This window comes from Mycolicibacterium obuense, from assembly GCF_055397605.1.
This window is the reverse complement of the sequence record NZ_AP043663.1, coordinates 1,588,667-1,611,674: the sequence shown is the minus strand read 5'-3', so window position 1 is coordinate 1,611,674 and position 23,008 is coordinate 1,588,667. Positions and strand designations below refer to the sequence as shown.

At 67.2% G+C, this 23,008-nt stretch carries 14 protein-coding genes and 1 tRNA gene; 8 read left to right on the top strand and 7 right to left on the bottom strand.

All coding sequences use genetic code 11. From position 1 onward, the window contains the following. Positions 1 to 30: 30 nt before the first annotated feature. The 3 genes from ACZ50N_RS07730 to ACZ50N_RS07720 form a co-directional block, all read right to left on the bottom strand. Positions 31 to 2,043 carry an oxidoreductase gene (locus ACZ50N_RS07730; protein ID WP_464475065.1) on the bottom strand — a complete coding sequence of 671 codons (2,013 nt, stop codon included), beginning with the start codon at positions 2,041 to 2,043 and terminating at the stop codon, positions 31 to 33. A 30-nt stretch (positions 2,044 to 2,073) separates the two neighbouring features. Next, a complete protein-coding gene (locus ACZ50N_RS07725) occupies positions 2,074 to 3,636 on the bottom strand; it encodes an FAD-dependent oxidoreductase (protein WP_464475064.1) in 1,563 nt (520 codons plus the stop codon). Positions 3,637 to 3,772: 136 nt separating this feature from the next. Next, the gene (locus ACZ50N_RS07720; protein WP_464475063.1) at positions 3,773 to 5,335 is read right to left on the bottom strand and encodes a PucR family transcriptional regulator; all 1,563 of its coding nucleotides are present in this window, start codon (positions 5,333 to 5,335) and stop codon (positions 3,773 to 3,775) included. Between the two features lie 157 nt (positions 5,336 to 5,492). Here ACZ50N_RS07720 and ACZ50N_RS07715 point away from each other — a divergent pair, with 157 nt between their 5' ends. The 8 genes from ACZ50N_RS07715 (at position 5,493) to ACZ50N_RS07680 (ending at position 14,649) form a co-directional block, all read left to right on the top strand. After that, complete coding sequence (locus tag ACZ50N_RS07715) at positions 5,493 to 7,277, top strand: thiamine pyrophosphate-binding protein (RefSeq protein ID WP_464475062.1); 1,785 nt, start codon at positions 5,493 to 5,495, stop codon at positions 7,275 to 7,277. 2 nt (positions 7,278 to 7,279) lie between these two features. Further along, positions 7,280 to 8,140 carry a mycofactocin-coupled SDR family oxidoreductase gene (locus ACZ50N_RS07710; RefSeq protein WP_464475605.1) on the top strand — a complete coding sequence of 287 codons (861 nt, stop codon included), beginning with the start codon at positions 7,280 to 7,282 and terminating at the stop codon, positions 8,138 to 8,140. A gap of 102 nt (positions 8,141 to 8,242) precedes the next feature. Beyond that, positions 8,243 to 8,803, top strand: coding sequence for a uridine kinase family protein (locus ACZ50N_RS07705; RefSeq protein WP_464475061.1), 561 nt, complete (start codon positions 8,243 to 8,245; stop codon positions 8,801 to 8,803). Between the two features lie 72 nt (positions 8,804 to 8,875). Continuing rightward, positions 8,876 to 9,931, top strand: coding sequence for an aldo/keto reductase (locus ACZ50N_RS07700; protein WP_464475060.1), 1,056 nt, complete (start codon positions 8,876 to 8,878; stop codon positions 9,929 to 9,931). Positions 9,932 to 10,351: 420 nt separating this feature from the next. Next, positions 10,352 to 11,725, top strand: a complete 1,374-nt coding sequence (gene glnT, locus ACZ50N_RS07695; protein ID WP_464475059.1) for a type III glutamate--ammonia ligase — start codon at positions 10,352 to 10,354, stop codon at positions 11,723 to 11,725. Between the two features lie 8 nt (positions 11,726 to 11,733). Then, on the top strand, positions 11,734 to 12,477 hold the full coding sequence (locus tag ACZ50N_RS07690) for a creatininase family protein (protein WP_464475058.1): 744 nt from the start codon (positions 11,734 to 11,736) through the stop codon (positions 12,475 to 12,477). A 19-nt stretch (positions 12,478 to 12,496) separates the two neighbouring features. Then, positions 12,497 to 13,234 carry a TetR/AcrR family transcriptional regulator gene (locus ACZ50N_RS07685; protein ID WP_464475057.1) on the top strand — a complete coding sequence of 246 codons (738 nt, stop codon included), beginning with the start codon at positions 12,497 to 12,499 and terminating at the stop codon, positions 13,232 to 13,234. A gap of 191 nt (positions 13,235 to 13,425) precedes the next feature. Then, on the top strand, positions 13,426 to 14,649 hold the full coding sequence (locus tag ACZ50N_RS07680) for an IS481 family transposase (protein ID WP_464475056.1): 1,224 nt from the start codon (positions 13,426 to 13,428) through the stop codon (positions 14,647 to 14,649). 60 nt (positions 14,650 to 14,709) lie between these two features. On the opposite strand, the gene ACZ50N_RS07675 is transcribed toward ACZ50N_RS07680, so the two are convergent. The 4 genes from ACZ50N_RS07675 to ACZ50N_RS07660 form a co-directional block, all read right to left on the bottom strand. Beyond that, positions 14,710 to 14,783 (bottom strand) — tRNA-Met (locus ACZ50N_RS07675). A gap of 143 nt (positions 14,784 to 14,926) precedes the next feature. Next, entirely contained in the window at positions 14,927 to 16,318 is a 1,392-nt protein-coding gene (locus tag ACZ50N_RS07670) for an FAD-binding oxidoreductase (RefSeq protein WP_464475055.1), read from the bottom strand. Positions 16,319 to 16,511: 193 nt separating this feature from the next. Continuing rightward, the gene (locus tag ACZ50N_RS07665) at positions 16,512 to 19,952 is read right to left on the bottom strand and encodes an ATP-binding protein (protein ID WP_464475054.1); all 3,441 of its coding nucleotides are present in this window, start codon (positions 19,950 to 19,952) and stop codon (positions 16,512 to 16,514) included. Positions 19,953 to 19,964: 12 nt separating this feature from the next. Further along, positions 19,965 to 22,979: a UPF0182 family protein gene (locus tag ACZ50N_RS07660; protein WP_048422215.1), complete on the bottom strand. Its 3,015-nt coding sequence runs from the start codon at positions 22,977 to 22,979 to the stop codon at positions 19,965 to 19,967. Positions 22,980 to 23,008: the final 29 nt, after the last annotated feature.

Below are 23,008 nucleotides of genomic sequence, written 5' to 3'. Positions count from 1 at the left end.
CGCGGTAGAGGAGGCGGCCGTCGCGTGTGCTCAGACCGTCACCGGAATTCTGCGCGCAGCGCGCTCGCCTTCGTGCACGGCTTCCATCATGGTCCTACTGGCTACGGCGTCGCCAACCCGGTCCACGCTGGCGCCGGCCTCCTTGAGTGCGAAATACAGATCGTTCACGGGCCGATGCCAGCCGGCGAGGATCACGGTGTCCACGGCGTCGACGGTGGCAGGGCGGCCCTGCTCGGTGATGAGCACGGTGGAGCTCTCGATCGCCGTCACCGTGCTGAACGGATGGCTGACCATCCCAGACTTGTGTATGCGTGGCACTGCGAGGTTGGCGCTGAACGGGCCCAGTTTCGCGCCGACATACGGCAGCGGCGTCACGAATTCGACATCGCGACCGTCCTCGCACAGCTGCAGCGCAAGACCGATTCCTTTCCAGCCGCCTTCGCCGTCGTCGACGATCACGACATGCTGCCCGACCCGGCGGTGCTCCTCGAGGACATTCCAGACCGAGAGCACGTGGTCCTGGTCCAGGCCCGGAGTGAACGGGATGCCTTGGGCGAGGTTGCCGACGATGTCCTGACCGGGCGCCGACCCCGTCGCCACGATCACGTGGTGCGGTTCCAACGCCAGGATCTCGTCGGCCGTCGGGGACTGACCGAGCCGCAGATCCACCTCGTGCTTGGCGATCATCACGTCGAGATGGTCGACGACGCCGCCGATCTCGCCGCGCCCTCTGATGTTCGCCGCGATGCGCAATTGGCCGCCGGTGCGGCTGCGGCGCTCGAACAGGATCACCTGATGCCCCTGGCGGGCGGCGATCTCGGCAGCCTTCATGCCCGCCGGGCCGGCGCCGATGATGACCACGCGCCGAGGCTCGGCGGCCGGGGTCAGGGTGCCGATACCCAGCTCTAGTTCGTAGCCGGCAGCAGGGTTGTGCACACACGAAGAATGCGTGACGTCGAAGAGCCGGTCGATGCAGCCTTGATTGCAGCCGATGCAGCGCCGGATCTCGTCGAGCCGGCCGTCTTTCATCTTGTTGACCGTCTCCGGATCCGCGATCTGCTGACGCGTCATCGCGACCATGTCCGCATGGCCCAGCGCCAGAATGTCCGCGGCGTCGCTCGGGTCGTTGATGCGGCCCACCGCGATCACCGGGACCGTGACGACGGCCTTGACGGCCGCAGCCAGGTCTTCCCAGATCCGCTTGGGGTGCTGCATGTCCGGCACGTTCTGATGGGCCTCGTTGTAGGTGGCCGCCTTGACGCAGATGTAGTCGATCTTGCCGGTGGCGTCGATCGCCCTGGCGATGTCCTGCGCATCGCCGACCTCGAGTCCGCCGGGGCTGAAGTCGTGGCCCTGCAGGTTGATGCCGACCAGGAAGTCAGGACCGACTTCATCGCGAACGGCGTCGATCACCCGTATGACGATCCGCATCCGGTTCTCCAGTGAGCCACCGTAGTCATCGGTGCGGTGATTGGAGAACGGCGAGAGGAACGAGGCCAGCAGGTATCCACCGTAGCCTGAATGGATTTCGACACCGTCCATGCCGCCCTGTTTGGCGTGCCGCGCACCGATTGCGTGAGCGGCGACGATCTCATCGATGTCCTCGAGTTCCATCGCTTTGGGCATCTCGAGGTTGAACGGGCACGGGGTGTTCGACGGTGACCACAGCGCGCGCTCGGTGAACGTCGAATGCCCCTGTCGCCCACCGTGTCCGAGCTGCATCACGATCCTGGCCCCGTGCTCGTGCACGGCATCGGTGATCTTGCGCAGGCCCGGCACGATCTCCGGCAGCCAGGCGCGTGGTTCGCCCGGCACGTCTTGAGAGGTCGGGTGGATCTGCGGGAATGCCATCCCGATCAGGCCCGCGCCGCCGATCGCGCGTTCGCGGTAGTAGGCGACGTGCTGTTCGGTGGGCAGGTAGTCCTTGGCCATGCCGGTGCCGTGGCCGGTCATCACCACACGGTTGCGGATCTCGACGGTGCCGAGGGTGATGGGTTCGAACAGTGGCGCCAGGGTGGCACGGGTGTCTGCCGTGACGGTCACGCGGGTGCTCCTTGAGTGGGGTTCGGAGAATCAGTGGGTGAGTGCGGCCGAGTGCCCGAGCCGCAGCGCCAGCGCTGCTGCGGTGATGGCAGGGTTCACCGCGCCAGAGGAGACGAATGGCGAGGTGTCGGCGATCCACATGTTGTCGAGATCGTGCGCCTTGAGGTTCGCATCGACGACGCTGTTCGCCGGGTCGTCACCCATGCGCGCGGTGCCGCATTGGTGCGAGGTCGCCTCGACACCGAGGCTGCGCGTCATCACCACCGGGAAGCCGGCCTTGCGGACGACCTTCTTCATCCGGCGGATCAGGTCGTGATGCGCGGCGAGGTTGGTTTCCTGCCGATAGATGCTGATTTGGCCGTTGGGCCGGAGTGTCACACGGCTTTCCGGCAACGGAAGGTCCTCGGTCTGGATGAACAGATCGAGTGTGTACTTGGTGACTTCGTCGAGGACGGGCATCGGAACCCAAGGCTTGCCCATCTTCGCCTGGGGTCCGCGCAGCTTGCCCAGCCCCTGCACATTGCCGAGCGGGTAACGGTTGTCGGGTCCCGGCTCATACCAATCGTTGATTCCGATCGTCTTCTGGAAGACTGCCTCGTTCTTGCGCCGGGGATCGGCGGCCAGGAAGAAGGTGGTGATGTGTGCCATGTAGTTGCGACCCACCTGGTCGGACGCGTTGGCCAACCCGGCGGGATGCGCACTCGAGGCCGAGCGCAGCAGTAGAGCTGCGGTGTTGACCGCGCCGCAGGCCAGGACGAACTTCGCGGCGCGGACCTCGATGCGCCTGCCGCGGTGGGCGATCTCCGCCGCGATTACGGTCCGGCCGTCCTCGGTGGTGCGCAGGCGCGTCACTTCGGCGTTGGTGAGCATCTCGACGTTGCGTCCCGCCGCAAGTGCGGGCCGGACGGCGCACATGTCGGCGTCACCCTTGGCATCGACCATGCAGGCGAAGGAATCACACGTCTGACACAGGACGCAGTTGCCGCCGGGGCGGCGGTCGAGCGCCTGAGGTGCCGAGAACGGATGCAGGCCTTGCTGTCTGGCGCTCTCGACCAGCCGGGCCATCGCCCCTTCGTGCGGCACACCCGGGAACGGGTAGTCGCCGGACCGCCAGGGATCGGTGGGATCCTCCCCCTTGTTGCTGTGCACCCAGAACATCTGCTCGGCCTCGGCGTAGTGCGGTTCGAGCTCGGCGTAGTCGATGGGCCAGGCCGGCGAGATGCCGTCGGCATGCTCGATGGCGCCGAAGTCGCATTCCCGCAGACGCGGCAGCGTGGCTCCGTAGAGCTTGGTGCTTCCGCCGACGTAGTGGTAGTTGCCGGGGACGAAGTCATTGCCCGTCGTCGCGTCGTGCCAGACCGCGGAGTTCTTGTACCGACCCTCGGTGTGGACGGCCTCGAACGACCAGTTCTCCCGCTCGACGGGCAAGAAATCGCCCTGCTCGACGATCAGGACGCGAACACCCTTGTCGCGCAGCGCATATGCCAGTGAACCACCGCCCATACCGGAGCCGATGATGGCCACGTCGGTCTCGACGACGTCGGGTGGATCGGAGACGATCTGCGACCGAATGGCCGCAAGCGAAAGTGTCACGGAACAAAACTCCCTGGGCTGAGGGCTGTGGTCCACCGGCGTGTCTGGTGGGTCACTTCACGCTACGAAGTGTGCGTTGCGACGAACAGACTCAACCTGTGCAGGTTTGCGCCTTGTTCACCACAGGGTGTGCAGTCTAGTGCCGCTGCTGCCTCTGGAGCAGGTCGTGACCGCGGACCGCGAAGACGAGGGCCTGACGGGTGTCGGGATCGTCGAGGGACCGTTCGAGCAGATTGGTGATGCGCTCGAGCCGGTAGTACAGGGTGCGACGCTGAACGAACAACTGCTGTGCCGCTTGGGATTTGTTGCCGTCGCAGGCCAGGTAGGTGCGCAGCGTCGGGAGCAGAGGATTGGATGCCGTGGCGTCGTGTTTGAGGATCGCACCGAGCTCGTCTTCGATGTAGCGTGCGAGTTCGGGCCCCCCGGCCAGCGAGGCCAGCAGGCGAAGGACCCCGAGATCGTCGAATCGATGTACCTCCTTGTCGGGTTTGGCCGCCGCGACCGACGCCGCACTCCGAGCCTGCTCGACCGCCGTCGACAGCTGTCCGGCACTCACGGGCCGACTGACGCCCGCACGGATGTCGAGGGCGCGCAGCCGGTCCACGATCTTGCGCTCCGAGCTGGTCCGCGACAGACCCATGATCGCGAGGGTCTGTTCGCCGAGGTCGGCGACGACTGCCGGCACCCGCATGGTGCGGCACAGCTCTTCCATCGCGTCGTCGCTCGTCGCGCCGGCCGGCGACTCCTTGAGCACCGACACCACCACGAGAGCCCGGTCCCGCAGATCACGCCCCAGCCGCAGCGCCCTGGCCACGAAGGCCTCTCCATCGATGTCGCCGAGCAGAAGCCGGCTGACCAACGCGTTCTGCCGTTGCGCCGATCGGGCACCGCTCTCTCTGGCACCCAGCAGCGCGATCGCGATGCCGTCCGTGGCGCGATCGACGGCGTAGCCGGCCGTACCGACCACGGCGGTGCCGCCGTGCAGCACATGCAGCCACCCCCACCGCTCTCCGCGCAGCACCACTGCGCGGCGGGTGCAGTTCGGCGCCTCGCCCGCTGCACCGGAATCGTTCGACGTCTCGTGTTCGACCCGCGAGTGCTGCTCCCAGTGGGAGAGCACCTCGTCACCTTCGGGTGAGTTCGCCGAGTAGGCGACGATCTGGTGCGTCGCATCTTCGAGGACGACGGGGTGGCCCACCTCGTCGGCCAGCGCATCGGTGAACCCCACAGGGTCGCGACCGGCCAGTAACAGCTGCATGAACGTGGCGTTGAGCCGTTCGTAGGCACTGAGATCGAGGACGCGCTGGTCCACGATCGACTCGTGGACTTGGGCGGAGACCTCCACGAACGGCAGCTCTCCCGCCAGCCCGACCACGGGTAGACCGCGGTCTCGAGCGGCGTCGACGAGTGGCGTCGGCATCGTGTCGAACGCACGGCCGCTGAGTTCGATGATGAGCACGGCCGCACCAGCGTCGGCGAGCCGGGCGATGTAGCTCTGTTGCTCCGCGGCGGTGTGCCCGATGCCCAATCCGGCGGTCAGCAACATCTCACCACCGGTGAGAAAGGTTGCGATATCGGGGATTTCGGTAGGATGCACCCAGCGGATCACCCGATCGAGGTTCTCGTGCCCGGCATACACTTTCAACGGCACCCGCTCGAACACCTCGAGCTGAAGGGCCGCCTCGACGGTCATCGCCATTCTCCACCGCCTTTCTGCACGATGTGTGCAGTCATCGGCGAATGTAATTCTCAGATCGGGTCTGACGCAAGTGGTCGCGGATTCGGCAGACTCTTCGGAAGACAGGCGGCATGTCGTTCGCACGGCACGTCGAACGCACCGAAAAGGAGAACCTCCCATGCCACGGCTCAACGGCGGTCAGGTCATCGGCCGAATCCTCAAGGAGTACGGAGTCCCCTATGTGGCCGGCATTCCCGGCCATGGCATTTGGGGTTTGATGGATGCGTTCAACGAAGAGGAATCGAAGATCCCCTTCATCCAGACCTACCACGAGCAGAGCGCCGTCCATCTCGCCGATGGCTTCTACCGGGTGTCGGGCAAGCCCATGGCGGCTGTCACGTCGATTGGCGCCGGAGCATCCAACACCGTGCTGGGGCTGGCGACGGCGTACAGCGACTCCACCAGCGTCCTGGTCATCACCGGCGGTCCTCCGCGACACATGCGCGGCCGCGGTGTGCTGCAGGAGCTGGAACGCCAGAAGGACAACGGTTTTCCGCAGGTTGCCGAGGCGGTGTCGAAGCGCAGCTGGGTGGCCAACAGCATCGAGGACCTGCCGTTCGTCATGCACCGCGCCTTCTCGACCATGCTGACCGGTCGCCGCGGACCCGCCCACATCGAGGTCCCATGGGATCTGCACGCCGAGACCGCGGAGGTGAACTTCCACGACCTCGCCCGCCGGCTGCCTGTCGGCCTGCAGTACCCCGACCCCGAGGCGATCGAACGCGCCGTCGCACTGCTGGGCACCGCGCAGCGCCCGGTGATCGTGGTGGGCGGCGGTGCCATCAGCGCCAACGCCACCGACGAGGTCCGCGCACTTGCCGAGGGGCTCAACATCCCCGTCGTCACGACCTGGAACGGTAAGAGCGCGTTTCCCGAGGACCACGATCTGTTCTGCGGCAGCGTCGGTCAGACCGGCACCATCCACGGCAACTACCTGGCGGCCAACGCCGACGTGGTCGTGTCGATCGGCTGCCGTTTCACCGACTGGTCATCCTCGAGTTACGCCAAGGGACGGTCGTTTTCGTTCCCGCCGGCCAAGCTCATCCACATCGACATCGATCCGCACGAGATCGGCAAGATCTACCCGGCCGAGGTCGGCATCCTCGCCGATGCCAAACCCGCTGTCGGGGCGATCGTCGCGTCGCTCGGCGCCACCCCGGAGCGGGCCGAGTACCTCGCCGAAGTCGCTGAGCGCAAGGCGAACTGGGAGAACGAGCTCTCGTCCCGGCGCGACACTGATCGCTTCCCATTCACGCTGCAGCGCCCGCTGCACGCGTTGCGCCAGGTGATGGACCGCAGCGGCATCGTGCTCGTCGGCTCGGGCAACACTCAGGGCGCGGTCAAGCAGACATTCCCGGTCTACGAGCCGCGGACCCACCTGACGACCGGCGGCTTCTCGGCGATGGGGTGGCCGGTACCGGCCGCGCTCGGCGCCAAGCTGGCCGCCCCGGAACGTCAGGTCGCATGCATCACCGGTGACGGCGACTTCCTGATGACCGCGCAAGAGATCGGAGTGGCGGTGCAGCACGACATCCCGGTCGTGTTCGTGGTACAGGACAACTCCGGCTACATCTCGATCCGCGGCGGACAGCGCAACGCGACCGACCGGATCATCGGTACCGAGTTCAATCGCCCGGACGGATCGCCGTACAGCCCCAGCTTCAAAGATCTCGGAAAGTCGTTCGGGCTCGAGTCGTTCCGCGTCGAGTCGGCGGCCGACCTGGAGCCCACCTTCAAGCGTGCGTTCGATGCCCAGGCTCCGGTGCTGGTCGAGGTTCCTACCGATCGCGATCTCGCGAGCCCGTTCGTGCCGGGTTGGCTGGACTTCCCGCCGCTGCCCCACATCACCGACGAGCGCGCCGACGAGTACCGCGAGATGCGCGCCGCCGAACAGCACCAGTGACCGTGGCGGGTCTCACGGGCAAGGTCGCGCTGATCACCGGGGCCGCTCGCGGGCAGGGCCGTTCGCACGCACTGCGACTGGCCGAGGAGGGCGCTGACATCATCGCTCTCGATGCTTGCCGACAGATCGACTCGGTCCCCTATCCGATGGCCGACCCCGACGATCTGCTCACCACCGTCGACCTGGTGAAAAGCCGCGGCCGGCGGGTGTTCTCCGCGCAGGTCGACGTGCGGGACCTCGCCGGAATGGAAGCGGCGGTCGCGGCGGGCGTCGACGAGCTGGGCAGTCTCGACATCGTGGTCGCCAATGCGGGCACACTGAACGACACAGCACCACTGTGGGAGCTGACCGAATCGCAGTTCCAGGATCAGATCGACGTCAACCTGACCGGCGTCTGGAAGACGATCAAGGCGTGCGTTCCGCAGATGCTGCGCCAGAACTCCGGCGGCGCAATCGTTTTGATCAGCTCGATCTCCGGGTTGACCGTCGAGCTGAACGTCGGGCATTACGCGGCGTCCAAACACGGGGTCAACGGTCTGATGCGGACGCTGTCCGGCGAGCTCGCACCCTACGGTATCCGGGTCAATTCGGTGAACCCGACGAACGTCAACACTCTGATGATCAACAACCCGAGGTACAACCGGCTGTTCGCCGACGGGAAGGACGGCGCCACGCAGGAGGATGCGCTCGGCGCATTGACCGCGATGCATGCGCTGGACATCCCGTTCCTGGAACCGTCGGATGTCAGCAACGCCGTCGTGTACCTGGCGTCAGAGGCTGGGCGGTACATCACCGGCACCGCGCACGTCATCGACGCGGGTGCGATGAACCCCTTCAAGGCGCCCCATCTGTCTGTGCACTGAATGCCGTACCTCGACATCGATCCCAGTCCTGTCTCGTGGATTCGGGGATCAGCGGCGGATGTTCGATCTCGCATCGTCGCTGGGCGGGGCCGGCCGCCGGTGGTGTGCGCGATCGACGGGCACAGCGGTGCGGGGAAGTCGACGCTGGCGGCGGCGATCGCCTTCGGGCAGCCGGACGTCACAATCGTCCACACAGACGATATTGCTTGGCATCACAGCTATTTCGGGTGGGCTGATCTGCTGATCGACGGCATTCTCAGGCCTTTACGCGATCAGTCCTCGGTGAATTTCCGGCCGCCGGCATGGCGTGAGCACGGTCGGGAGGGCTCTGTATCGGTGCCTCTTGGTACCTCCGCTGTGCTCGTCGAAGGGGTGGGTGCGGCCCGTCGGGAGGTGCGGCCGTACCTGGACTACGCGATCTGGGTGTATGTGCCCGAGGAACTCGGCCGTCAGCGTGTGATCGCGCGCGGCGATGACAATGCCGCTTTCAGGCACCAGTGGATGGCCGAGGAGAACGCGTTCTTCGAGGAGGACCAGCCGTGGACTGTCGCCGACCTGTGGGTCGACGGGCGTCAATCTGGCGGGGGCTTGGCGATGTGTGCAATGGGCGGCCACGATGTTGCACGCAACGCGTCTGATGGGCGTCCGTTGCCGCGCAGATAATGGTTGCAGTGCAACGCGTTTGCGGTCCCGCCGAGGGGTCGCAGCGCGGCACGTCACTAGCAGAGGATTCTTATGCAGCCTTCGGCCACGCGGACCCACACCCGCTCAGGGCTCACCTTCACTGCCATCGGGTACGGCGGTGCTCCTATCGGCAATTTCAACGGCGCCTTCACCGATGCCGAAGCGCAGGCGATGGTCGACCAGTCGTGGGATCAGGGAGTCCGGTACTTCGACACCGCGCCCGGCTACGGAAACGGTCTGAGCGAATACCGCCTCGGGCAAGCACTGCGGTCGCGGGATCGGACAGAGTTGGTGCTGTCGACCAAAGTCGGCCGGGTGCTGACGCCGATGATCGGAGCGTCGACGAGAAGCGGTGACTATCTGGATATTCCGCCGTTCGTCGCGACCTACGACTATTCCTACGACGGCGTGATGCGTGCCGTCGAGCAGAGCATGCAGCGCATGCTGACGGACCGGTTCGACGCGCTGTTCATTCACGACTGCGACGTGTACACCCACGGGGACGCGCAGCCGGAGTACTTCCGGCAGGCCATCGTGAGCGGCTTTCCGGCGCTGGAGATGCTGCGCGATCAGGGCGTGGTCGCAGCGATTGGCTTCGGCGTCAACGAGACGAACGTGATGTTCGACGCGGTGAAGGCGGTCGACGTCGACATCTGCTTGCTCGCGGGGCGGTACACGCTGCTGGAGCAGGAACCACTGGATGACCTGCTTCCACTATGCGAGGAGCGCGGCGTGGGGATCGTGCTCGGCGGGGTGTACAACAGCGGGGTTCTGGCGACCGGGGCGATCGACGGCGCCCGGTTCAACTACAGCCCCGCGCCCGCCGATGTGCTCGCGAGAACCTCTGCTCTAGAGGCAGTCTGCGCCGAGTTCGAGGTGCCGTTGGCGGCAGTGGCTCTGCAGTTCGCCTATGCGCACCCGGTGGTGACTAGCATCTGCCTGGGCTCCCGCAATGCCGGTCAGCAGGCACGCAATGCAGAGCTGTTCTCCCTGGAGATTCCTGCAGATCTATGGGATGCGTTGCGCTCTCACAGACTGATTCGCGACGACGCGCCGACGATGTCAGTGGGTCAAGAGGCGGCACCAGCAATCATCAGTGCGGATTGAGCGCAGCTGACGACAGGAGTGGAAGCCGTCCCTGGACCCGAAGCCGGGAGGGTCTGGCCCACGCGACTCCGACTGCCGGCCGCCGGCGAGTCGGGGTGTGCTGTTGTCGTCAGCTGCGCGCAATCTGCGGTGCGGATGCCGCCGCGTGGGGCTATCCACGACTGCAGGGACAACAGGCTCGTTGCAACTTTTCAATACTCTATGGAGGAAATCGGCATAGTCCGAGCTCCGAGCGTTGATTGTCACCTCCATGAGGGTGGATAGTTTCAATGCTCCATTTACTGCCGCGAAACAGTGCAGCAACAGAGCGCGTCTACCGTCTGCCTGGTCAGGACGTCCGTTGTTGGACGTCACAGGAAGCGCCATGGCAACACCCGTCGGTGTGGCTGAGCTTCGCCGAGCAGGATGAGGAGCGCATGCATGACCGCGACGTTGAGCGGGCAGTCCGCGCACACCGACAGCGGATCCGACGTGGCCGAGCGGTTGACCGCGGCGGGAGTAAAGTACGCCGCGATCAGCTTCGTCGACATGCACGGCAAGCCGAAGGCCAAGATGGTGCCGCTGGGCCATCTCGGGCAGGCGTCGCGCGGCTCGGAGATGTTCACCGGCGCCGCCCTGGACGGCGTGCCGCAGGACGTCAACGACGACGAGGTCTCCCCGCACCCCGACCTCGGCGGGGCGATCATCGCGCCGTTCAACCGCGAGGTGGCGTGGTTCCCCGGCGACCTCTACATCGGTGACACGCCGTTCGAAGCCTGCAGCAGAGGCATTCTCAAGCGGGTCACCGCCGAGGCAGCCGCGCTGGGCTACACGTTCAACCTGGGTATCGAGACCGAGTTCTTCCTGCTCAGCGACGCCACCGGCACGCCGGCTCCGGCCAGCGCCGACGACAACCTCGACAAGCCGTGCTACGACCTGCGCGGGCTGCTGCACAACTACCCCGTGGTCGACGAGATCGTGACGGCGATGAACGAATTGGGCTGGGATGTCTACTCGTTCGACCACGAGGACGGCAACGGGCAGTTCGAGACCGACTTCACCTACACCGACGCGGTCGCCATGTCCGACCGGCTGGTGTTCTTCCGCATGATGGTCGGCGAGATCGCCCGCAAGCACGGTCTGTTCGCATCCTGGATGCCCAAACCCTTCGCCGACCGGACCGGCAGCGGAGCGCACTACAACATGTCGCTGGCCGACAACGACGGGCAGAACCTGTTCGCCGAGGCCGACGACGCCCGTGGCTGCGGCCTGTCCGAGCTGGGCTACCAGTTCACCGCCGGGGTCCTGCGCCACGCGTCGGCGATCTGCGCGGTGGTCGCCCCGACGGTCAACAGCTACAAGCGGTTGGTCAAGCAGGGCAGCATGTCCGGGTTGACCTGGGCACCGATCTTCGCCTGCTACGGCGACAACAATCGCACCAACATGCTGCGCATCCCCAGGGGTGGAGGACGCGTCGAATGCCGTGCCGCCGACAGCGCGAGCAATCCCTACCTTGGTGCCGCACTGATGCTGGCCGCCGGCCTGGAAGGCATCCGCGAGGGTCTGGACCCCGGAGAACCCAACCGCGACAATCTCTACAGCCTGTCCGAGGAGGAGTTGACCTCCCGGCAGATCGGGTGGCTGCCTCGCTCGCTCGGTGAGGCCATCGACGCGCTGGAGGCGGATCCACTGGTTCGCAACGTGTTCGGCTCGGCGATGTTCGACTCCTACATCGCCGAGAAGAAGGCGGAGTGGAATTCCTTCACCGCCCATGTCTCTTCATGGGAGACCGACCGCTACCTGAGGTTCTGGTGAGCCCGGTCGTGAGCAATCGTTGGGAGGAACACACCTCGACGCAACTGGCGCAGCGACTGGCCGATGATCCGGAGTGTGTGGCACTCATCCCGGTGGGCGCGACGGAGCAGCACGGCCCGCACCTGCCGGTCGGCACGGACACGATTCTCGCCACCGCGGTCGCCGATGCCGCTGCCGGTGACCTTGCGCTGGTACTGCCGCCGATTGCGTACGGCTCCAGCATGTTCCACGGGTCGGCACTGGCCGGGACGGTGGCGTTCAGTGGCGAGGAGACCGCGGCGACGGCCTACCGCGTCGCCCGGGCGTGCGTCGATTCCGGCGTGCGGCGCGTGTTGTTCGTCAACGGCCACGTCGGCAACGCCGCGGCGCTGTGGATCGCGTGCGATCACTTCCGGCGCGACTTGCCGCAGGCACGCATCGGGGTCATGCAGTGGTGGGACCTCACCGCTGACATCGCGCAGCGGGCTACCGCCGACGCGCTCGACTGGCACGCCAATGCCGCGGAGACCTCGTTGATGCTGGCCGTACGGCCGGAACTGGTGGACGTCGACGCGCTGGCGCATGCTGACGATCCGGACCGCACCGAGGGCCTGGTCTTCCGCTACCCGGTGGGGTCGGTGTCCACCAACGGGGTGACCGGCCACCCGTCGCGCGCGTCCAAGAGCTTCGGGCTGGAATTGTGGCGCGATGTCGTGACCGCAGCGCGCGACGTCGTCGCCCGCGCCCACGTCGAGCAGCCGCCGCTGAACTGACAGTCGTACAGTGACGTCCGTGCCACCACCCGAGCGGCGTGGGCAGGTCCGCGCGATCGGACGGCCCCGGCGTGACGCCGAATCAGCACCCGCGGGATCGCCCCGAACGGGCATCGTCAGCGCCGCGACTCGGCTGTTCAGCGAAAAGGGTTACGCGCAAACGACGATGAGCGACATCGCCCGCGCCGCGGGTCTGCAACAGTCGTCGCTGTACTACTGGTTCCGCAACAAGGAGCAACTGCTGGGCGAGACGCTGGTGGTCAACCGCGCACCGCTGAAGTTCATCGCCGAGGTCGGCGCTGGATCCGGGTCGCCGGCAGTGAAGCTCTACCGGCTGTTGCGGTTCGACACCATGCAGCTGGCGCTCTCACCGATCGACTTCAACGAAATCCAGCGCATCGCCCACACGCAGCGTGCCGACTTCCACCAATTCTGGGCCGACTACGAACGACTCAAGAACTGGGTGGTCGACCTCATCGGCGCGGCGATCAGCGAGGGCAAGTTCATCGAGTGCGACCGCGAGGAGACCGCCGGGCTGCTGCTCAACTTCGATGAGGGCGCGCAGAAGCGCACGCGTCTGCACACCGACCACGGCGACCGTGCGGAGGAAGCGGTACGCGTCGGCGAGCAGGTCGCGATCATCGCGGTGCGCGGTCTGCTGAAGCGGCCCAGTGAGATCGCCCGTATACAGGAGCAGGCGGCTCGATTCGACGATGCGGCGATCGCGATGCGGGCGGCCGAGCCGTCGGAGGACTGAGGACGTGAATGCCTTTGGCACCCGTTCCGACCAGCGATGCAAAACGGCCCCCGGAGATTCCTCCGGGGGCCGTTTCACTTAGTAGCGGGGACAGTGTCGTGGTTCAGGACATCGGCGACAGATGTCTCGCGTCATCGGAGACAGATGTCTCGGGGCATTGGAGACAGCCCGGCTCGGCGTGATGCTCGGGGATGCCGCAGCCCACGTCGAAGGCCCGTCTGGTCCTGACCGCGTTGTTCGTCGACCACCAGAGCCCAGCCGAAGTTTCGGCGCGTTACGGTGTGCACCGTAGCTGGGTGGACAAGCTCAAGGCCCGCTACGAGGCTGAGGGCCACGCTGCCCTCGAGCCCCGCTCGCGGCGACCGAAAACCTCCCCGGGCGCCACCGCACCGCACGTCATCGAGCTGATCGTGGGTCTACGCAGCGAGCTGGCCGCCGCCGGCCTCGACGCCGGACCCGACACCATCGCCTGGCACCTTCACCACCGCCACGGACACCGACTCTCCCGCTCGACGATCAGCCGACACCTGGTGGCCGCCGGCCTCATCACCCCGCAGCCCAAGAAGCGACCCAAGTCCTCCTATGTCCGGTTCCAGGCCGTCATGCCCAACCAGACGTGGCAATCGGACTTCACCCACTACCGACTCACCCGCCCCGACGGCCGACCCGGGACCAGCGTGGAAATCATCAGCTGGCTCGACGACTGCACCCGCTACGCCCTCCACGTCAGCGCCCACCCCCGCATCACCACACCAATCGTTGTCACTACATTCCGCACAACCATTGCCCGACAGGGAATCCCAGCCTCCACGTTGACCGACAACGGCATGGTCTACACCGTGCGATTGGCTGGCGGCAAAGGCGGACGCAACAACTTCGAAGCCGAGCTGCGCCGCCACCACATCGTTCAAAAGAACTCCCGCCCCAGCCATCCCACCACCTGCGGGAAAGTTGAAAGATTTCAACAGACCATGAAGAAGTGGCTGCGCGCCCAACCCAGCCAGCCACACACGATCGCCGAGCTTCAAACCCTCATCGATAGCTTCTGCGACGAATACAACCACCGCCGACCACACCGATCCCTGCCCCACCGAGCCACCCCGGCCGCCCTCTACAACACGATGCCCAAAGCCACCCCCGGACCACCGTCTCACCCCGACACCCACGACCGCATCCGGCACGACACTGTCGACAAAGCAGGGTCGGTGACCCTGCGCCACAACAGCCGCCTACACCACATCGGCATCGGACGAATCCACGCCGGAACCTGCGTCATCCTGCTCGTCCACGACCTTCAAATACGGGTCGTCAACGCCGCCACCGGAGAGTTGCTCCGCGAACTGACCCTCGACCCAAACCGCGACTACCAACCCACCGGAGCGCCCAAAGGACCCACCCGACAATCCCCGAAATGACAACAGCCGAACCTACAAACGTAGGTCCGGCTGTCGCCGATGTCCTGAGACATCACTTAGTAGCGGGGACAGGATTCGAACCTGCGACCTCTGGGTTATGAGCCCAGCGAGCTACCGAGCTGCTCCACCCCGCGACGGGTGAACGCTAGGTTACCGGGGCGGTCGGTAAGGCTCCAAATCGCCAGCTCACCGGCCGGAAACGCGCCCGCGAGCGTGCGCGAACTCGCTGTTTTCGACCGAGTGTTCGCCGCAGACACGCACGCTCGCGTGACAGAAGTCACCCCCGGCGGGTGCGGATGACCTGACCCGTCGCCAGCACCCCTGCAGGGTCGTAGCGGTCCGCCAGCGCGGCGAGCCAGTGCAGCGTGTCCTCGCTGTAGACCCGCGCCGCGCGCGCCGGGTCGTACGAGGGCGCGAAGTTCGGCATCTGCCCGCCCGTCGACCACGGCTCGACGGCCGCGACCACCGCGGCCGCGTGCTCCGCGACCATGTCGACGATCTCGGGCACAGCCAGCCCGATCGTCGCCACGCAGAACGCCGCATCGCGGTGGCAGAACGCGCTGCGATGCCGCGGTTCACGCGCCAACGCACCGCCCAGCATCCGCAACTCCACGATCGCCTGCGGTGACCCCGACCCGGGACCCGCGACAGCCAACAGCGCCTCGACAGCATCCGGCGTCAACTGCGACAGCAGCGCATGATTCTCGGTCACCGGCATCGGGTCCGCCGGATCCCCGTGCACCGCACCGATCGCCGCGTAGGGCATGACACCCACGGTGTCCAGCAGCGGCGTCGCCGCCGCCCGCATCGGCGCCAATAGCTGCTCTGCCTGGGCCACGTCACACAGCGCGGTGTAGCGCACCGCCACAGTCATCTTGCCGGCCAACGCCTCCGGAACACCGGGCAGCGGCGGCAACTGCTGAATGGCGAGCGACGTGTTCACCGTCTCTGGTAGCCCCGCACCCCAGGTCGCCCACGCGTGCAGCACCTCACGAGCGTCGTCACCGTCGAAAAACAGAGCGCCGCCGTAGAACTCGGCGATCGGCAGCAGGTCGATCTCGACGGCGGTGACGATGCCCAGAGTCGCCTTCCCGCCGCGCAGACCCCAGAACAGGTCGGCGTTCTCGTCGGGCGTCGCTCGCAACACCCGACCCTCGCCGGTGACCACCTCGAACGCCCGCACATGATCCGACGACAACCCCACGGTGCGCACCAGCGGTCCGATCCCGCCACCGGTCAGGAAGCCCACGACACCCACGCCGGGCGCCGATCCGCACAGCGGCGCCAAACCGTGCGGCGTCGCGACGTCGAGCACGTCCAGCCAGCGCGCCCCCGCGCCCACGCGGGCGGTGCGGTTCAACACGTCCACCGCGCAGTGCTTCATGGCCGCCGTCTGCACCAGGATGGCGTCCAGGCCGACGCCGACGGCGCCGTGCCCGGTTGCCTGCACCGTGACCGTGAACCCGTGTGCCGCAGCGAACCGCACCGTGCCGGCCACATCCTCGGGTGAGGTCGCCAGCACCACGGCCGCGGGCGTCACCGAGGCAGCCACGTTCCACGGCACGCAGCGTTCGTAGCCGGGCTCACCCGGCAGCGCGACATGGGTGGCGACGTGGTCGCGCAGCGTGCGCAGCACATCGCCGCGCGTCACGTCGGTGGTCATCGTCATCGGAGTCCTCTCGTCAAGCCCTGGTGGCGCGCTCAGCATCACCGAAGGGGCTTGGCGGCGGCTTGGTGCCCGTCACCAAGCGAAATCCAAGCGCCAGTATCGAGCGTTGGCCGCGCGCTCGCCGGCCGTGAGCGTGCGCGGAGTGCACGCGTGTCACGGCGTGGCGGTGTGCAGACACGCGCGCTCGCCGAACTCAGGGCAGGGCGCGGGCCGATGCGGCGACACCGAGCATGCCGGCGCGCTCCGCGTCGGCGGCGAGGGCGGCGGCCGCGGCCGCACGTTCGGGCGAGGGTTCCATCAGCTCGCAGTCCAAGAGCCGGCAGCGCAGCAGCGTCGGCGCTCCCCCGGTCCGCTCGGCCAGCGCCCGCGCCGTGGCCAAGTCCGCCTGCGTCCGCGCCACATCACCGAGCGCAGCGTGCAGACGGGCGGTGGCCAGCGCCACCGGCCCGGCCAGCCCGACCTGGCCGATAGCCGCGATGCGCTCCCGATGCGGCGTCAGCTGGTCCAGCAGGGGCTCGGCGAACTCAGACAGGCCGTGATCGGCCGCCAGGTGCGCGAGCAGGGTCTGATGCCCCAGCGTCGTCCAGATGTGACCCCGGTCGACGGTGTCGCGCCACTCGCGCAGCATCGCCGTCGCGTCCGCGAGCACGTCCGACGTCGGCGTCATCGTCAGCAGCGCCGCGCGCACCACGCCGACCATCCCCTGCCCACCGGTCTCGGTGTTGGCCCGCAGACCGGCCCAACTCGGGTCGAGCGCTTCGCCGGTCTCCCGCAACAGCGACGCCGCCGCCAGCAGACCACTGCCGGCCTCGTAGAGCTCGGTCTGCTCGTGCACGTGCGCGGCGGTGGCGTGGTGGCGCTGCGCCTCGGCGAAGTCGCCCGCCCACATCGCCAGCACCGCCTCCATCCAGCGCAGCTGGGCCCGCAGCACTGGCAACCGCAGTTCCTCACTGCCCGCGATGCCCGCCCGCAGATGCGCGCGCGTGCCGGCGACGTCGCCCAGATACATCGACGCCATCGTCGCCACCGAATGCGCGATCACGGCATCTTCGCGAGAACGACTGTGCCGCAACCCGTCCAGCTGCTCCACCCACGTCAGGATCTGCTCACTGTGACCGCTCACCCCGGAGTAGGTGATGAGACGGCCGATCAGCACGTCGGCCAGCACGTCGGTGTCACCGGTCTGCTCGGCCACCCGCTCGGCTCGCTGCAGCAGGGTTGCCGCCACCTCCGAGTCAGGGTGGTAGCAGTGTCCAACGGCCAGCGCAGGCAGCACCCGCGCCGCAGCGGCCGGATCGTCGCCCGCCAGCGTCGCCGCCTGTGACAGCAGCTCGAGCAGTTCGCCGGGGTCGCGTCCCGGTGCCAGCCACGGCCAGCACCCGCTCGCCCGCAGCAGCGCGCTCGCCACCCGGCCCGCTGTCGCCGCACGCCCGGCCCGCAATGCCTCGCTCAGGAACCGCTGCACGCTGTCGAGCACCAACTGTCCCCGCCCGGCCCGCGAATGTGCTTCCAGCAGTTCGACAGTCAGCGCGTCACGCTCGGCATCGTCGCGCGCCGAGGCCGGCAGCCGGTCGTAGGCATCGAGTGCCGCCTGCCACCACCGCGCGGCGATGTCCGAACTCCACTGTGCGGTCGCATGTTCGGCCGCCAACCGGCACGCCCGCACGACGACCGCCGGTTCCACCAGCGGCTGCGCGGCGACCAGATGCTGCGCCCGCCAGGTCGGCGCATCGGGTTCGGCGTTGTCGGCCAGGACGTCGGCGACCTTGGCGTGCAATCGCTGTCGGCGCAGAGCGGGGATGCCGGCCAGCAACTGATCGCGCAGCAGGCCGTGGGCGAACTCGTAACCGTCGGTGGTGTGCGCCGCGACCACGATGCGCTCGTCAGCCGCCTCGTCGAGGTAGTCGGCCAGCGTGTCGAGATCCAGTCCCGTGGCCGCGGCGAGCACCGGCACGGCAGCGGCGTCGATCACGTCGCCGATCACCGCCGCCGTCCGCAGCACAGCCATCACCGCAGGGTCCAGCGCAGCGAGCCTGCGATCCAGCACCGACCGCACAGCTCGCGGAATCTCGTTGGCGGTGCGCTCTTCTCGCGGCAACCGGGCGTACTCGGAAACGAAGAACGGATTGCCGCCTGTGCGGGCGGCGAGCTCGGCGGCCTCGTCGGCCGTCACCGGGTCCTCGGCCACCACATTCGCCAGCGCCGCAACGTCTTCCGACGAGAGCGCGGGAACGGCGATGTGGCGGTTGTCCTCACCGCGCGCCACCGTGCTCAGTAGCCGCGCAACCTCCGCGGCGTGGTCGCCGTCACGCAGCGTGAGCACCACCAGAACCCGGTGGTCGCGCAGCGCGCTGGCGATGTAGGCAAGGCAGCTCGCCGATGCGGTGTCGGCCCACTGCACGTCGTCGATCACCACGGCCAGCAGCCGGGGCGCAGCCTCTAGGAGCGACTGGACTCGCTCGTAGACAAGGAATCTCGCGGTATCCGGGTCAGCGTGCGGGGGCACTTGCAACGCGTCGTCCGGGTCGCCGCCCAGCGCGCGCACCAGCTGACGCATCGGCCACCACGGCGGCGTGGCCCTCTCATCAGGGCAGTTCACCCACACCACGTCGCCGCCCGCCGACGCGGCCATCGCGCCGATCTCTTCGGCCAGCCGTGTCTTGCCGATTCCGGGCGGACCCGAGAGCACCAGCCATCTCGTCGCACCCGCGCTGACTCGGGCCAGCAGTTCGCCGGCCCGCGACAACTCCCGGACCCGGCCCACCAACGGCGCCCGCGCCGGCACCTCGGCAGTCGGCGCGGTGTCGTGAGTGGCCGGCGCAGGCACCGGGATCGTATATGCACCCGTCCATTTCGCCGGCCGCGGCCACCCCGCCAACTCGGGTGCCTGCCGCAGCACCGCGGTCTGCAACTCCCGCAACTCCCGCCCCGGCTCCAGGCCCAACTCCTCGTCGAGGCGTTGCGCGTGACGGGTGTAGGCCTCCAGCGCCTCGGCCGGCCGCCCGGCTCGGTACAGCGCCAGCATCTGCAGCCGGCAGCCGCGATCGGCGAACGGATCGAGCGTTCGCAGCGCCGCCGCTTCGGTCACCGCCCCCGCCACCCTGCCGAGCGCGAGCAGCGCGACCACGTGGTTGGCCACACACTCGATCCGCATCTCGGCGAACCGGGCCGCATCGTCGCGCAGCCACGGCGCGCCCGCCAAGTCGTCGAGCAGATCACCACGAATCAGGCCGAGTGCCTCACCGGCTGCCGCAGCCGCCTGCTCCCAGTCCTCGGCCTCGATCGCGGCACCCGCCCGCTGGCAGGCGGCTGAAAACACCGCCAGGTCAATGCTGTTCGGATCGACATCGAGCACGTAGCCGGGAGGACGGCGCACGATCGGGGAGGCCATCTGCGTCTCGGCCGACGCGCCGCGCAGCGCACGCCGCAGGTTCGACACATAGGCCTGCAGGCTCGCCGTCGCACTGGCGGGGACGTCCTCGCCCCACACCGCATCGACGAGGCGGTCCACCGAGACCACTCGTCCGGCGGCCAGCGCCAGCATCGCCAGGACCACCCGTTGCTTGGGCGGACCGATGTCCACCAGGGTGTCCTCGTCGACCACCTGCAGGGGGCCGAGCAACCGATACCGCACCGGCCGACGGGGTTAGGGGGCCGACTTGTATTCGCTCACCGCGTCGTCGAGGCGTTGCAGCGCCTCGCCGTACCGCGCGAAGTCACCACTGCGCTGCGCCTCTTGCAGTGCATCCAGCGCGGTGTTGACCTGCTCCAGCGCAGCCGATTTCGCCGCAGAGAGCTGCGTCGGACCCGTGGGCGGCACCGCCACCGGGACCTCCGGCCGGTTCTGCGGGGTCTGGCCCTGCTGGTTCGGCGGCGCAGCGGCCGGCGGCTGACCCGTCTGGGGACGCGACTGCGGTTGCGCCCCGACACTGTCCCCGGTCGGCGCCGGACCCGTCGCCGTGGCGTCAGCACCCGGACCGAACAGATCGGTCAGAGCGTCACGCACCGTCGGGCCGTAGCCGATCTTGTCGTTGTACATCATCGCGACGCGGATCAGACGCGGATACGACGACGCCGCATCGCTGGCACCCGGAGAGGCGTACACCGGTGCCACATAGAGCAATCCACCCTGCCCCAGCGGCAGCGTCAACAAATTGCCCCACCGGATGCGGTTCTGGTTGTCGCGGCCGATGACACCGAGGTCCTGGCTGACCGCGGTATCGGTGCTGATCGCGTTGAACGCCAGCTTCGGACCGTTGACCTGACCGGGGATCGTCAACACCGTGATCTTGCCGTAGGTGTCCGGATCGGAACTGGCGCTGATGTAGGCCGCCAGGAAGTCACGACGGAACCGGTTCATCGCACTCGTCAGCTGGAACGATGTCGAACTGTTGTTCTCGGCAAGGTTTTTCGCGACGATGTAGTACGGCGGCTGATAGCTGCTCGCGGTCGGGTTCGGATCCAGCGGCACGTCCCAGAAGTCCGACGTCGAGAAGAACGTCACCGGATCGTCGACGTGGTACTTGGCCAGCAACGCGCGCTGGACTTTGAACAGATCCTCGGGATAGCGCAGGTGCTCCTGCAGTTCCGGGCTGATCTCGCTCTTCGGCTTGATCGTGCCCGGGAAGACCTTCATCCACGCCTGCAGCACCGGATCGGCTTCGTCCTGGGCGTACAGCGTCACGGTGCCGTCGTAGGCGTCGACGGTGGCCTTGACCGAGTTGCGGATGTAGGAGACCTGCTTGTCCGGCTGCAGCCGGTTCAGCGCCACCTCGTTGGAGTCGGTGGTCAACGACGACAGCGACGTCAACTCCGAATACGGGTAGTTGTCCAGCGTGGTGTAGCCGTCGACGATCCACACCATGCGCTTGTTGACGATCGCCGGGTAGGTCGCGGTGTCGGTGGTCAGCCACGGCGCGACGGCCTTGACCCGCTCGGACGGATCGCGCTTGAACAAGATCTTGCTGTTGTTGTTGATGACGTTGGAGAACAGGAAGTTGCGCTCGGCGAACTTGGCCGCGAACACGCTGCGGTTGAACCAATTGCCCAGCGGCACACCACCGGCACCGGTGTAGGTGTAGTTGCGGGTGTCGGTGTTGGTCTCGTAGTCGTACTCACGGTCGGCGCCGTTCTTGCCGACGATCGCATAGTCGGCCGAGGTGCTCGCGATGACCGGGCCGAAGTAGATGCGCGGCTGATCCAGCGGAGCCGGCCCGGGTGAGATCACCTCGCCGTTCGCGCCGACCACGCTGGCCAAGAACTCCGGGTACCCACCGTTCTGGTTGGGGTCATTGGCCACCCCGCGGACCGTGTTGGCCGGGGACGCGATGAAGCCGTTGCCGTGGGTGAACACGGTGTGCCGGTTGATCCAGTCGCGCTGGTTGTCGATCAAGCGGTCCGGATTGAGCTCGCGCGCAGCCACCACGTAGTCCCGCAGATTGCCGTCGGCATCGGGATAGCGGTCCATGTTCAGCTGATCGGAGAAGAAGTAGAAGTTCTTGCCCTGCTGGAACTGCGTGAACGCCGGCGCGACGATGTTCGGGTCGAGCACCCGGATGTTGGAGGTGGTGGCGCGGTCGGCAGCGACCTGCTGCGCGGTGGCCGGTGCATTGCCCGGGTAGTCGCGGTAGGTGACCTCGTTCTCGGTCAGCCCATAGGCCTGTCTGGTCGCGGCGATGCTGCGGCCGATGTACTCGCTTTCCTTCTGCGCGGCGTTGGGGCGCACGCTGATCTGCTCGACCACCAGCGGCCAGCCCGCGCCCACGATCAGCGACGAGAGCAGCAGCAGCACCACACCGATCGCCGGGATCCGCAGATCACGCAGCACGATCGCGGAGAACACCGCGGCGGCACAGATCACCGCGATCGCCATCAGGATCAGCTTGGCGGGCAGCACCGCGTTGATGTCGGTGTAGCCGGCGCCGGTGAACGGCTTACCGCCGCGGGTGTGACTGAGCAGCTCGTACCGGTCGAACCAGTAGGCCACCGCCTTGAGCAGCATCAGCACGCCGATCAGCGTGATCAGCTGGATGCGTGCGGCACGGGACAGCGCGCCGGTGCGACCCGACAGCCGAATCCCGCCGAACAGATAGTGGCCCAACAGGTTTGCGATGAACGCCAGGAACGTCGCGACGAACAGATACGACAACACCAGCCGGTAGAACGGCAGGTCGAACGCGTAGAAGCCGAGGTCGATGCCGAACTGCGGATCGGCGATGCCGAAGTCACCGCCGTGCAGGAACAGCTGCACCTGCTCCCAGTAGCTCTGTGCGACGAACCCCGACAGCAGACCGATGAACGCCGGCACCCCGAGACCGATCAGGCGCAGGCGTGACATCACCGCGGTGCGGTACCGCGCGATCGGATCGTTGGGGCCGGCCGTCGGCACGAACACCGGACGGGTCCGATAGGCCAGCGCCAGCGCGGCGAACACGACCGCACCGATCACCAGCCCGACGACCAGGAAGATGAGGAGCCGGGTGACGATCTGGGTGGTGAACACCGACCGGTACCCGAGCTCACCAAACCAGAGCCAGTCGACATACGCGTCGACGAGGCGAGGCCCGATCAGCAACAGCAGGACCACCACCAGCGAGATGGCGATCAGAATCCTGCTTCGCCGCGTCAGCTTCGGCATTCTCGCGGCCGGCCGCATACTCACTCGACTACTCCACTCTCGGATGTTCCCAG